We start from the raw sequence: 12166 nt of genomic DNA on the forward strand, positions 1-12166 counted from the left end.
TGATGGTTTGTTGTTGATTTGTGATCACTTAATGGCTCTCTGACCATACTGCGAATTCATTTCCACTCGGTTCAGTGAAGTGGAATCGACAGCCGCCGGGGAATTCGAAAATAGGGCGGATAATTTTTCCACCATGCTGCTCTACTTTTGTCTGAGTGGCCTGAATGTCTGAGCTATAAAATACTAAAAGTGCGCCACCATTTGCGGTTTGGTTTATAAACTCAGATTTGAAGAATCCGCCATCCAACCCTTGTCCTGAAAATGCAGAATATTCTGGACCATAATCGGTAAAGCTCCAGTCAAAAGCACGCTCAAAAAATTGTTTGGTCGCACTGACATTAGTGGAACCAAATTCAACGTAATTCAATTTTTCATGTTGATGCATGGTGAAACCCTTCTCGGTTACTATCGTTTCTAGGCGAACTTTTCTACGATGATGTCGTCCGCTTTTTCGACAAATAATGCGCCATTATCTCTGAGCTCTGTCAGCACATTCTCTACATTATCAGGCAGCACCGCACGAGTTGAAGCAAGATTAACTACCACATTGTAGCCAAGTTCCAGCGCTTGCATGACGGATTTTTTCACGCAAAAGTCTAAGGCAAGGCCACCTATAACTAAGGTATCAATCCCGTTGAACTTTAGAAATTCATGCGCGCCTGTCGTTTTGGTGTCGGCAATATCATGGAAAAAAATACCGTAAGGGTGTGCGTCAGGATCCATACCTTTATTAACTTGAAAATCATAGTCCAACACGGGTGGTAAGCCATCTAGCAGCTCAGAACCTGTTGTGCCAAGCACACAGTGACGGTTCCACTTTATATCCACATTCGGTAAACCAACGGGCTCAAGCATATTGGATGGCGATTCTGCATCCCACTTTGCTTTTGGTGGGTGTAAGTCACGACTGACCAGTTTTAATCGGCCTTTGGCATGATTGTTCAAAAGCTCCGGTACGATGTCCAACGCACCTGCAACGGGCAGTTCATTTGGACATAACTCACTAAAGCCTTTCTCTGGATCAACGTCGATCACTGCTGTAGTTTGATAGTTTACTCGAACAGTCATGGCAGACTCCTTGTCTGTCTGATTGTCTGCGTTTATCCACGCAAACAGTTTTGAAAAAAGGTTACTTCGTCGCTAGTCAGCGTATATACCATTGCGGGTTTTCCACCTTTGCCTTTGTTGGTTGAAGCGACTTTATTAGTGGGTTTTAGTACGCCTGAATCTATCAAGCGGCGCTTAATCGTCATTCGGCTGATATCAATACCAAACTCTTGATAAGCAGAAATGATGTCCGCAACCAAAAACTCTTTGTCTAATGCAAACAAAAGAACCGATGTGTATTCAATGGATGCACGAAGCTTTTGCCACGCTTTTTCAATGGTTTTTTGATGATCAAATGCGAGGGTTTCTTCTCCATTGAGAATAGCCTGTAGCGAAAACCATTTAAGTTGGCATTCCGGTACACCTGCATTATTTATTTGCTCTACATTGTTACGATCAACTAAGGCGTAGTGCGTAATGTTTAAGCTCCAGTCTTCTGGATCGCGCTTTGGATCACCGTCGATAAACGCTTCGCTAAAATGGCGAGGGTAGGTATGGATTTTCTCACGGCAAATTCGGCGACGCGCCGCTTCAAAGTTTTCATCGGCCGGGCGTCCGCCTTCACTGGTTAAGTCTTTATCAAAGACAAATCCGCCCGGTAGTGCCCAGACTCCATGGTATGGCCGATTTGGATTTGAACGTTTAATCAACAACACTTCCAATCCCTTATCGGCACAGCCAGATAGCTTGAATGGAATAATGTCGACAGATACGATCATGGTTGGGTCCTAATATTGATTTGTAAGTAATCTAGCGCATAACAAGTGGTCAATCAATGGGTAAGTAACGAGTTGTTAGAAACGTTTTTGGTAGTGTTCGTAATACGGTTTGAGCATAAATTTACGGATGACTCTGACTTATTCACAATGCTTGCTCGAATTCTAGACAAAAAAACCTTATAAAAATGAGTGGTTAGTAACAAAAGTTGACAAACTATAGATGGGTGTTTATTGTTTACGCAAATTAGTTAGTAACAAAAAGTTATATACCCAGGAAGGGCATGTAGAAGGGCACCTAATGACCACCAAACTATTTTCTTCCCGCATCATTCAAAGTGCTTTGGATTTCGATGTCTACAAAGTCAATATGATGAGCGCTGTAACAGCGCTTTACCCTGATGCGATGGTGTCATATAAGTTTATCGTGCGCAGTGAGGAAGACCTCTCTGAGCTTTTGCCCGAGGTAAAAGCCGAAGTCCTTAAACTGCAAGATATTCAATTTACGCAAGAAGAAATTGAATATATTAAGCGTGTCGCGCCTTACCTGAATCCTGACTTTGTTGATGCACTGCGCCATTTCCGTTTCAACCCACAAAGCGATGTCTCTTTCCATAACAAAGCCATGGCTGATGGCTCAAGCCAGTTAAGAATTACCATTAACGGTTTGTGGCGAGACACCATCTTGTACGAAACGATCATCATGAGCATCGTGTCTGAAGTTCGTAGCCGTCAGCGTTGGTCAGATATCCCTGTTGCGCAATTTACCACTGTTTTAGAAGAGAAAGTTCGACACCTAAAGTCGGAACTAAAACGTCGTAACATTACTAACTTTAAATTTTCTGACATGTCGACGCGTCGACGTTTTTCCTTTCAAGCTCAGCGCACTATGCTGGAATATTTGTGCCAGGAAGTGCCGGAATGTTTGACAGGAACAAGCAACTATCACTTAGCAAAAGAGCTAAACTTGACGCCTATCGGCACGGTTGCTCATGAATGGTTTATGGGACACCAAGCTCTGGTGAATGTGCGAGATTCGCAAAAAGTGGCGTTGCAACGTTGGCAAAAAATGTTTAATGGTGCACTAGGTATTGCGTTAACCGATACGATTGGTATCGATGCTTTTCTTAAAGACTTTGATGAAGAACTAAGTAACGCGTACTTCGGTGTACGTCACGATAGTGGTTGCCCTTATAGCTGGGGTGAAAAAATGATTGCACACTACCAGTCGCTGAATATAGACCCATTAACAAAAACACTGGTGTTTACCGACGGACTTAACTTCGAACAAGCGTTAGATATTTGCGAGTATTTCCAAGGACGTATTCAGGTGAGTTTTGGTATCGGTACTTTTCTTGCCAATGATATGGGTGATTATGTCAATAAAGATGGTGACGCCTACCAGCCACTTTCTATCGTGATAAAAATGGTCACGTGCAATGGTTCACCGGTCGCCAAAATCAGTGACGAACCTGAGAAAGCCATGTGTGAAGATATCTTCTTTTTGATGAATCTCAAGCGCCGCTTTGAACAACCTCTTGATTTAAATGAGTGTCGTAAAATGATTGATCGTTTAGAAACTGAAGGTCAAAATTATCTCATCGACGTGTAGGCGTTATCCTCTCTCCTTGATAAGCACCCTCTATCGTTACGACAAATTTATATAGGTAAACGTGGAGGGTGATTTCGTTATAGTAATATACAGAAGTAACCAGATACAGCGCAGGAAAGCACTCAAAAGTTGATGTGTTATCTGCCTTTGATTGATGTAAATCGATACGTTACAGCATCGTGGACGGTGTATCTCATCCGACACTAAACTCAGTCTAATCACGTAGTTTATTCCCACGTACCATGAGCTCACTCGGGTATAGACGTCTATCTGCTTTTATGGCTTTGGGCTTCACGTAGTTGCTTGAATCAGGAGTCAAAATGAACCTAGTAGTACATTTGCAAAAGAAAGCGATCCGAAAATATGGCTATGAGATGGCTACTCGCCAAGCATGGAAGTGTGGTATCAAGGCAAATCTTGTAAAGCGCGTGATTGGCCTTTTTAAAGGACAAATTGTTTGTGTGGTTGAAGGTTGCCGAGCAGAGTTTTCTTCTCCTCTTAATAACCCCCTTCACGAAGATGACAAGCAGGGGCGATATGTGTTTGTTGGCGGTGTATGCTGGGAACCAAATAACATTATAGCGCCTGGTTTCCCTGATTTTATGTTTATGCACGTGCGTAATCTAAGCCACCGTCATAAGTATTTAACGGATGACGAACTATTTTTGAGCTTGGCTTAAAAATAAATCTCATAGACTAGTTCAGCCCAATCATAATCAGTAGTGATACAGTTTTAGCTCTGTTGACACGTTGCTGAGTGTTTCTTGACGTATCTTTTATAAAACAGTGTTTCTTTACTTGTTAATGACAGAGGGTTTGTTTTCGTCTGATGTGATTTCCCTTTTGCGATTTACCATAACGCTCATCAAAGCAAACCATACTGGGATGTAAATCATGAATATGAAATCTATCGCAATTGCAACGGCAGTTGTTGCTGTACTAGCAGGCTGTAAAGACAAAACGCCACCAGCTCCAACTCAAGCAAACATTACTTTGGTTGAAGCGGTGACTGAAACGGTGAAAAAGCCGCACCAAGTATGTAAAGACGTGGTAGTAACCGAGCAAGTTGCCCCTGCGGATGACAATAAAATTATTGGTACGGTTGGTGGCGCAGCAGCTGGAGCAGCGCTGGGCAACCAAATCGGTGGTGGCTCAGGTAAAGTGATTGCAACTGCAGCTGGTACGATTGCTGGTGCACTGACAGGTCGTAAGATCCAGGAAAATGTGCAAAAAGGTGATGTAGTAACAACGACGAAAAAACAGTGTCATACAGAATATACGACATCTGATAAAGTAGTGGGTTACGACGTCACTTACGAAGTTTCAGGTGCACCAACGACGGTTCGTTTGGCGAGCAAGCCAGCGACAAAAACGTTCCCAATTCAAGATGGTAACGTTGTTCTACCACAATAGTTAGCGACTTAACCGAAGCGATTAACAAGCCCTTTTATCTTTGAGATGAAAGGGCTTTTTCACATAAGCGGCGTTTTCATCTGTTTTCCCATTGGAATGTGCGGCCAGAAATACCCGTTAATTTCCGCGTTCGATACAATCACTTTTCTTAAAGTACGAACGGAAAAAACATGGAAGATTTTTACCTGACCGAGCACGGTTTGGCTGGTTATTTCGAAGCGCAATGGTTCGACAAGTTCATTGAGGCTCAACAGATTGAGATGATAACCAGTCGCTCAAAACAAGTCCCACTTTCTTTTTTGTCATCACCTCACTGCTCCCAAGTTGCTGATTTTATTGCGCAGGCGGTAATCGAAAGCAGCGTTCAGCCGTATTCCCTACTTGAGGTTGGGGCGGCGCTGGGAAGAAATTATTATGAGTTAGTGCAACGCTTACCTAACCTTAGAGAAGCGACGCTTGTGGAGCCTTCAAATAGGTTAATGGATGGCTTGAAGCAACTATTAATAGAAGAACAACGCGTCGAGCTTACTTACCTTCACGATGTGAACACCTTAAACACTTTAGAGGTAGAGAATAGAGATATCGAACAGAAATGTGCTCATGTTGATTTGACGCTAATTAACCAGCCTTTTGAGCTTGATACTCTCCAATCTCGCTTTGATTTAGTCGTATGTTTAAATGTGATTGATCAATGTGAGTCGCCACTTAGCGTGATCAATGCTCTAAAAAAAACCACCAAGGTGGGTGGGCTGATCGTTGTCTCTTGCACTTATCAGTGGAACGCGAAACACATCAAAAATAAAGAAGAGGCGGTTGATGATATCAAAGAATACTTTGCTGAAGGCTGGCGTCTAGTGTCGGAAGCCGAGCATGAATATCGCATCCGGTTTAATGATCGCTTTGCAAGGCAGTTTTTATCTCACGTAGTCGCTTACGTAAAAAACGATTAGAGCCACATAAAAAACCGAGCACTTACGGCTCGGTTTTTTAGTCTTTGGGCTAGAGCACAACTTTAAGTAACGTGCGCTTCTTGTTGCTCTTGCAACTTTTTCTTGCGACGCTCTCGTTTAGAAAGCCAAACCAGAGGCACAACAATCATAATGATTCCTATTGCCATAAATATATCTGGCACTTCTCCAAACCAAATCAATCCCACAAACACGGCACCAATTAAGCCACTGTATTCAGCGCTAGCAATTTTGTTGCTATCGATCGAGCGGTAAGCGATGACACATGTTGCTGCATAAATCATGATGAACAAACTTGAGCCAGCAGCAACAGGGAAAGCACTCCAGTCCCAAGGTTCTGCTTCGATCAGAACAAGCAAGAAGGCTACTGGAATACCTGCCAAGTTTGTCATCAATAACGTTTGCATCACAGACTGATTTTTTGGCAGTTTTCGAATGAGCAAGTTATTGATTGCTAAAGTAATTGCAACAACTAAAGCTGAAATCGCTGCCCAATCGATTTGGTCTGGACGAATGATGACCAATACACCGGCAAAGCCCATTATCGCTGCGGCGACCGATTGCTTAGACAACTGTTCTCCAAAAAAGATTGCTGCAAGCGGCAACATGATCAATGGCGCGGCGTAAAAGATCGCGTTCGCAGTTGCGAGCGGTAAAGATGAGATCGCCAAAACCATGAATATTGCACCAAGTAACCATACGTGAGCGCGAACAGCATGCCACTTAAACCCTTCAAGAAAAGGCGCATTTTTTGTTAGCAAGTAGACTGGCAGCAGGAAAAGCACCGCTGAAATTTGTCGGAAAAAGACAAATTGAAAAATAGGCACTTCATTTCCGACACTTTTAATTAAAGAGTCCGAAAGCACCGCAATGAGATTTCCAACAATTAATAGCAGCATCGCTGCTCCGACCGATGTAACTTTCACTTTTCCTCTCCTCTTTCTTTGCCAAAGAGTAGGGGATGTCATAGGATGAAGTGAAGTGATATTTATTAGTTTAAGTATGAGATTTTTAGATAATGAAATTGCCACCACTCAGAGCGGTTCACTGTTTTGAATCTGTTGCCAGAAACTCTAGCTTTTCGCTTGCTGCTGAAGAACTCAATGTGACGCAAAGTGCCGTTAGCCACCAGATACGATTATTAGAAGATTATTTGGGTGAATCATTATTTATCCGTCAAGGCAGAAAGCTCTCTTTGTCCGATACGGGCACCCGCTATTTAGAGGATATTAGCCCAGCAATTAGCTCAATTGCGATGGCCAGCCAAAAGGTGCGAGAAGGGGACAAAGGCAGCATACGGTTGGCGATTTATAGCTCGCTTGCCGTAAAGTGGCTTATTCCGCGTTTGTCTGATTTTAAGCGCTTACATCCAGAAATCGATCTGACACTCAATATGGTCGTTGGTGATCCTGAACAGACAGACAGCGTTGGCGATTGTTTCATCACGGTAGAAAAGCCAAAGCGAAACTACATGTCGGTAAAGTTATACGCGGAGACGCTGTATCCGGTCTGCAGCCATAAAATTTGGAAAGAGTTGCAAGATCAACCGATTCCAGAAGCGCTTTGGCGATACCCTATTTTGTCGACAGACTCAATTTATCGTGAGAGAGGAAAAGACTGGGCTGAGTGGTGCAGAGCGGGCGGTTACACCTTGCCGAAAGATGTCGATGTTCAACATTTTAGTCATATGTTGTTGGCAATAGAGGCGGCGCGTTATGACCAAGGCATCGCATTTGCGAATGATTTTATGCTCAATGAAAGAGATAAAGCGCACGATTTGGTGTACATCCCTTCTCATGGATTGGAAACCGGAGACAGCTTTTATTTTATTCATAAAAAGAGTCGAGCCAAGCAAGCGGAAATCATCAAGCTCACTAACTGGTTGAAGCAGCAATGCTTGTGAAATGACTAAATTGTCAAAATTAAGAAAGAAAGTGGCAAAGTTGTGTCTAAATATTTCATGTTTTATTGAGTTTTTATTCATTAACATCCACTTGGTTTTGAAACCAAGTGAAATGGACAGCATGGCATGCTTAAGGATGGGCAAAACACAACCTCAATAATTAACAGGCAGTGAAATACAATGTTTAAAAAAACATGGCTAATGACAGCCCTTCTAGCAACATGTTCTGTTGCAAACGCAGCTCCTTACGTTGGTGCATCTGTAGGTCAAGCATCGTTTGGTGATGTTAATGGCTCTATCAATGGTGGTGGTACTAACGCTAGCACTAAACTTAAACTTGAAGATGACTCAAGCCTTTCAGGCAAAGTATTCGGTGGTTACAAATTCAACGAATACATTTCTCTAGAAGCAGCCATTGGTGGCTACGATGCTTTAGACGGCAAAGTTGTTACTGTTGGTGACATGAAGTATCTATCGATTCAGCCAAAAGCGACTCTACCGATTGGCGATCGTTTCAACCTTTTTGCTAAAGCTGGTCTTTCTTACTTCAATGCTGAATTCAAAATTAGCAACTCTGTGATTGACGGTAGCGCAGGCCATACCACCATTTCTGACAGCACTGTAACAGGCATGTACGGTTTAGGCGCAGAGTTCGCTATTACTGAAAACTTTGCTCTACAAGTTGAATGGGAATACATGATGCCTGAGCTAGACATTGCGAAATTTGGCAATGAAAAAGTAACGGTTGATGCAGACATCAATGTGTTCTCTGTAGGTATGAGCTACCGTTTCTAAGAATACTTATTCAAGTTACCTCTTGGCTTAGTAAACGTTTTTGACTTCTGTTGGTCGAGCTGAGTCCAAGCTTTGAATTTGTTTAGATATAGCACAGGAAGTTTAGTTGCTAAGCGTCCTGTGCTATTTTTTTGCTTTGGAATAACTCTTAGGAATCTTTGTGAACGATGTCAATCTTAGGTATCTGGATCTACTGTTAAAGCACTTTGAACCTCACCAGTATCACCTTGTTACGCTTTCTGAGCTAGAAGCGGTGATTTGCACGTCGAGGCGCAATGTTTCTATTGTGATGAAAAAGCTTGCCACTTACGATTGGGTCGATTGGCAACCTGCGATTGGCCGAAGTAACGCTAGCCGTCTCAGTATTAATATTTCCCTCCAACAAGCGATGACCGAGTTTTTGGTTGAGGAGCTTGGCAGAGGAAGAATGAACTCAATAACGAAACTTATTGATTGGTTCGGTCAAACCGCGGTTAGAGCACTAACTATCGCATCTGAAAAAGTGAATCGATTGAATGAATCAAATAACGCTATTTTGATTTCTTCTTACCCTTGGGTATCCAAAATCGACCCTGCGAATACTTACCGTCACACTGAATTACACGTCGCGAAAAGCGTTTATGACGTATTGCTGACCCAAAATTCCAATGGTGGTATCGAGCCATCGTTAGCACACGAATGGAAAATGGAAGGCAAGGTAATGACGTTATGGTTGCGGCCAGGCATATATCGCCATGATGGCGAACCCCTTAACATACAGGATGTGGTTTGGAGTATAGAAAGACTTAGGGAGATAAAAGGACCAGTTCACGAGCTCTGGCAATGCATTGATAGCGTGGTTGCAGAAACATCTAACTGCTTAAAAATCATATTGAAGCATCCGAACAAGTTGTTTCCATACATGCTAGCAACTCCTCATGCGTCTATTCTGTGTCGAGATGTCGTCTCTTTCGGTTCTAGTTATTCCTACCACATAGGGACTGGGCCATTTAAAATCAGCGGCTGGAACCAGGAGAGTATGACTCTTGAAGCGCACAAAGAGTATTTTTCAGCACGCGCATTGTTAGATCAAATAACGCTGTCTCATGGTGATGTTAAAACCTTAAATATGTTGAGCTTTAACCAAAGCTCCGATCACGTTGAAGTGGAAAAAATTAGCGCATTTTCATATGTGACCTACCGCGAACGCGCGGAATCCCAACTCACAAAAGAAACTTGGTATCAACTCGCTGATTACATCCATGTGCAAAAGCGAATTTATGATGCGCCAAGTGCCGTTGACAGCATTCAGTTAGAGACTCACGAGCAAGATTTATCAATAACAGATGGTGTTGTGATACCTAAACTGAAAGGTAAAGTGGTATTAGCTGAACCTGTCTGGACGATTCCGAGTTTAATTCGTCATTCCGAATGGTTGCACAGTGTGATTCGTGCAACGGGATTAGAGTTAGAGATCATTGTTATTGATGACATTAGTTTTCCTGAGGTAGTGTCTCACCAAGCAGATTTGCTCTTCATTGAGGAAGTCATGGAAGCACCATTTGAATATGGCATCTTCGAATGGCTGTCGATAGCAACTGGACTGCGTTTTAGTTTTGATCAAAGCCAGATGTTAAGCCATAGAGAAAAGGTTCGCAGGGCGATGGCAGATGATCACTCGCTACAGTCTTTATTAAACCTAGAGAAAGCGCTGCGCGATCAGTACCTATATTTGCCTTTGTTTGTTGGCTACGAAGAAGTGACAAAAACACAGCAAGTGCGAGGTGTGCAGGTGAAGAATACAGGCTATAGCGATTTACATAGGTTATGGATTGCTCATTCACACTAGAGTCGGTGTTCAAGATTATGCAAATGTCCAACGCATAAAGCCATCGAAATGATGGCTTTATAAGGGCGTATCGGATTAGAAGTTGTACGACACACTTGCGCCAACAACCCATTGGTTTGCGCTATCAACGATAGAAGAGTCGCTGATACCGCTGCCTAGGCGCGTGTATTGTGTCATTTGGCTTACTTGCCAGTTGTCGTTGATTGGCATAACAAGTTTGTAGCCCACACCATAGCTTACCGTTGAATCACCTTTGTATGCTTTGCGGTTTGCGTTTGCTTCGCGTTGTTTTACACCAAAGTAGTAATCTACGTAGTCTTCACTTTGATAAGTTAGGTTAGCAAAAGGAACAAAATCAACACTACCGAATTTCATGATGTGGAAGTAAGTCGCGCCCGCTAAGTAACCTTTGTAAGCACCACTGATATCGTGCTGAAGGTACGTAGAAATGACGTTGTTTTGATCCAGTGTAAAGTCTGCGTTTAAACCTAGATCGACGGCGAAACGGCGTTTATCTGTGCCTTTCAGGCTTTTCGCTGTATCACCGTCGCGCATTACACCACTACCTACAAGGTAGGCACTCATGTTGATTAACTCATTGGTGTTACCGAAGAAGCGGTAGTTAATGCCACTTAGGTCGGCATTAAAGTCGTCACCATGGTAACCACCGTTGAGAATTGGTGCTGTATTATGCTTTTGATCTTTGAAAAGATCGCTGCCTTGAGCCACACCAGCTTCTACGTTCCAACCGCCTTCGTTGTTGTAGATGTTACCGTTACGAATGTAAGTATCGCCAGCGAAAGCTGAGCCAGCAGCTGTCAGAGTAAGTAGTGCAATTAATGTTTTTTTCATCATTTTTCCGAGTTGTTCTGTTTTGTTTTGAACGCTGTACAAAATGACGTTGTAAGCATCTATCGGCAAAGCGTATGGAAATGTAATGAACAATCAGGGTAAGAAGCAGAATGTTGCTTCAGAATAGAAAGGTTGCTGGAATAGCTTTCGTTAAAACAGCGAAAAAATCCGAGCTGGGGTGGCTCGGATTTGGGGTATTTATCAGGTATTGATACTAACTTCTTACTGTTTCGTTAAGTTGTATAGTGGTGCTAGGTCACCCGTTACTTTTTCGCCATTCATGTCTAGCTTCATAAGTACGTTTTCACCAACAAAGTATTGGTTTGGTGCATCTTCATTTGTCAACGTTACGATGCTGCCATTTGCGTCCCAAGTGAATTGACCTTCAGATTTTGATTGACCGTCTTCTTTGTCTTGGTAGCTTTCTTCAAGTACGTAAGTGCCATCTTGATTTAGTGTGATGGTCATATCGATACCAGCACAATCCGCGCAAGGTAGTGTTCCTTTGTAGGTGCCGTTCCAGTCCAGAGCACTTTGTGCGTTGTGTTCAGAGTCTACAAATGTCTCTTCAGTAATTACCTGTTCTTCTTCTACTGGTAACGTGTCAATTGTCTCAGTCGTAACGTCTGCACTGGTGGTGACTTCAGTTTCCGTTGCCTGAGGTACTTCAACTGCGCTTGTTTCGGCAGGTTTCTCATCTTGACAGCCTGCAAGAATGATTACCGCGCCTGTTAGTGCCAACATTGTCTTTTTCATTTTATCCCTCTTTAAATCAAGATTTTGTATGAGAGTAATAGTAGACATTTATCGAGGATTTGCGTCATCAAAAAGCAATAGAATGATCTAATTATGTCAATAAAACCGGATATGAGCATGAAATTGTCAGGAAAATCAGAACAATGTAAATGTTGCTTTGGGTATCAAGCTTGAGCCCACAGATAAATATCTAAAAAGGGGAGTGGGAGTGGGAGT

The 12166-nt window shown here is 42.7% G+C and carries 13 protein-coding genes; 7 read left to right on the plus strand and 6 right to left on the minus strand.

Annotated features, from left to right (window positions below):
* Window positions 1-28: 28 nt before the first annotated feature.
* Genes R7F67_RS07235 through R7F67_RS07245 form a run of 3 tightly spaced genes read right to left on the minus strand, consistent with a single transcriptional unit; the run spans window position 29 to window position 1826 of the window.
* Window positions 29-385: a VOC family protein gene (locus tag R7F67_RS07235; RefSeq protein ID WP_042523322.1), complete on the minus strand. Its 357-nt coding sequence runs from the start codon at window positions 383-385 to the stop codon at window positions 29-31.
* A gap of 29 nt (window positions 386-414) precedes the next feature.
* The gene (locus R7F67_RS07240; RefSeq protein ID WP_213905988.1) at window positions 415-1068 is read right to left on the minus strand and encodes an isochorismatase family protein; all 654 of its coding nucleotides are present in this window, start codon (window positions 1066-1068) and stop codon (window positions 415-417) included.
* Between the two features lie 32 nt (window positions 1069-1100).
* Window positions 1101-1826, minus strand: coding sequence for an NUDIX domain-containing protein (locus R7F67_RS07245; RefSeq protein WP_318057125.1), 726 nt, complete (start codon window positions 1824-1826; stop codon window positions 1101-1103).
* A gap of 298 nt (window positions 1827-2124) precedes the next feature.
* Between R7F67_RS07245 and pncB the strand changes: the two genes are divergently transcribed.
* The 4 genes from pncB (at window position 2125) to R7F67_RS07265 (ending at window position 5798) form a co-directional block, all read left to right on the plus strand.
* On the plus strand, window positions 2125-3435 hold the full coding sequence (gene pncB / locus R7F67_RS07250; protein ID WP_025998656.1) for a nicotinate phosphoribosyltransferase: 1311 nt from the start codon (window positions 2125-2127) through the stop codon (window positions 3433-3435).
* A gap of 320 nt (window positions 3436-3755) precedes the next feature.
* Entirely contained in the window at window positions 3756-4115 is a 360-nt protein-coding gene (locus R7F67_RS07255) for a hypothetical protein (RefSeq protein WP_005373947.1), read from the plus strand.
* 214 nt (window positions 4116-4329) lie between these two features.
* The gene (locus tag R7F67_RS07260) at window positions 4330-4848 is read left to right on the plus strand and encodes a glycine zipper 2TM domain-containing protein (RefSeq protein ID WP_005373945.1); all 519 of its coding nucleotides are present in this window, start codon (window positions 4330-4332) and stop codon (window positions 4846-4848) included.
* A 170-nt stretch (window positions 4849-5018) separates the two neighbouring features.
* The gene (locus tag R7F67_RS07265; protein ID WP_318057126.1) at window positions 5019-5798 is read left to right on the plus strand and encodes a methyltransferase domain-containing protein; all 780 of its coding nucleotides are present in this window, start codon (window positions 5019-5021) and stop codon (window positions 5796-5798) included.
* Between the two features lie 62 nt (window positions 5799-5860).
* On the opposite strand, the gene R7F67_RS07270 is transcribed toward R7F67_RS07265, so the two are convergent.
* Window positions 5861-6742 (minus strand): DMT family transporter, encoded by an 882-nt coding sequence (locus tag R7F67_RS07270; protein WP_318057127.1) that lies wholly within the window; start codon window positions 6740-6742, stop codon window positions 5861-5863.
* Between the two features lie 92 nt (window positions 6743-6834).
* Between R7F67_RS07270 and R7F67_RS07275 the strand changes: the two genes are divergently transcribed.
* From R7F67_RS07275 to R7F67_RS07285, 3 genes are all read left to right on the plus strand, one after another.
* On the plus strand, window positions 6835-7719 hold the full coding sequence (locus tag R7F67_RS07275) for a LysR family transcriptional regulator (protein WP_005387224.1): 885 nt from the start codon (window positions 6835-6837) through the stop codon (window positions 7717-7719).
* 180 nt (window positions 7720-7899) lie between these two features.
* Window positions 7900-8514, plus strand: a complete 615-nt coding sequence (locus R7F67_RS07280) for an outer membrane beta-barrel protein (RefSeq protein WP_005373936.1) — start codon at window positions 7900-7902, stop codon at window positions 8512-8514.
* A gap of 160 nt (window positions 8515-8674) precedes the next feature.
* A complete protein-coding gene (locus R7F67_RS07285) occupies window positions 8675-10342 on the plus strand; it encodes an ABC transporter substrate-binding protein (RefSeq protein ID WP_017819787.1) in 1668 nt (555 codons plus the stop codon).
* Between the two features lie 75 nt (window positions 10343-10417).
* On the opposite strand, the gene ompV is transcribed toward R7F67_RS07285, so the two are convergent.
* Both ompV and R7F67_RS07295 read right to left on the minus strand, forming a co-directional pair.
* Window positions 10418-11194: an outer membrane protein OmpV gene (ompV, locus tag R7F67_RS07290; RefSeq protein ID WP_017635134.1), complete on the minus strand. Its 777-nt coding sequence runs from the start codon at window positions 11192-11194 to the stop codon at window positions 10418-10420.
* Between the two features lie 222 nt (window positions 11195-11416).
* Entirely contained in the window at window positions 11417-11950 is a 534-nt protein-coding gene (locus R7F67_RS07295; RefSeq protein ID WP_005373930.1) for a copper resistance protein NlpE, read from the minus strand.
* Between the last annotated feature and the right edge of the window lie 216 nt (window positions 11951-12166).

It is taken from the genome of Vibrio sp. YT-17, from assembly GCF_033337375.1.
GTDB lineage: Bacteria > Pseudomonadota > Gammaproteobacteria > Enterobacterales > Vibrionaceae > Vibrio > Vibrio alginolyticus.

Excerpts from the sequence above, each read along its gene's own strand:
- R7F67_RS07240 (WP_213905988.1), bottom strand. The coding sequence starts at position 1,068 with ATGACTGTTCGAGTAAACTATCAAACTACAGCAGTGATCGACGTTGAT.
- R7F67_RS07280 (WP_005373936.1), top strand. The coding sequence starts at position 7,900 with ATGTTTAAAAAAACATGGCTAATGACAGCCCTTCTAGCAACATGTTCT.
- R7F67_RS07275 (WP_005387224.1), top strand. The coding sequence starts at position 6,835 with ATGAAATTGCCACCACTCAGAGCGGTTCACTGTTTTGAATCTGTTGCC.
- R7F67_RS07265 (WP_318057126.1), top strand. The coding sequence starts at position 5,019 with ATGGAAGATTTTTACCTGACCGAGCACGGTTTGGCTGGTTATTTCGAA.
- R7F67_RS07260 (WP_005373945.1), top strand. The coding sequence starts at position 4,330 with ATGAATATGAAATCTATCGCAATTGCAACGGCAGTTGTTGCTGTACTA.
- R7F67_RS07255 (WP_005373947.1), top strand. The coding sequence starts at position 3,756 with ATGAACCTAGTAGTACATTTGCAAAAGAAAGCGATCCGAAAATATGGC.
- pncB (WP_025998656.1), top strand. The coding sequence starts at position 2,125 with ATGACCACCAAACTATTTTCTTCCCGCATCATTCAAAGTGCTTTGGAT.
- ompV (WP_017635134.1), bottom strand. The coding sequence starts at position 11,194 with ATGAAAAAAACATTAATTGCACTACTTACTCTGACAGCTGCTGGCTCA.
- R7F67_RS07235 (WP_042523322.1), bottom strand. The coding sequence starts at position 385 with ATGCATCAACATGAAAAATTGAATTACGTTGAATTTGGTTCCACTAAT.
- R7F67_RS07245 (WP_318057125.1), bottom strand. The coding sequence starts at position 1,826 with ATGATCGTATCTGTCGACATTATTCCATTCAAGCTATCTGGCTGTGCC.
- R7F67_RS07295 (WP_005373930.1), bottom strand. The coding sequence starts at position 11,950 with ATGAAAAAGACAATGTTGGCACTAACAGGCGCGGTAATCATTCTTGCA.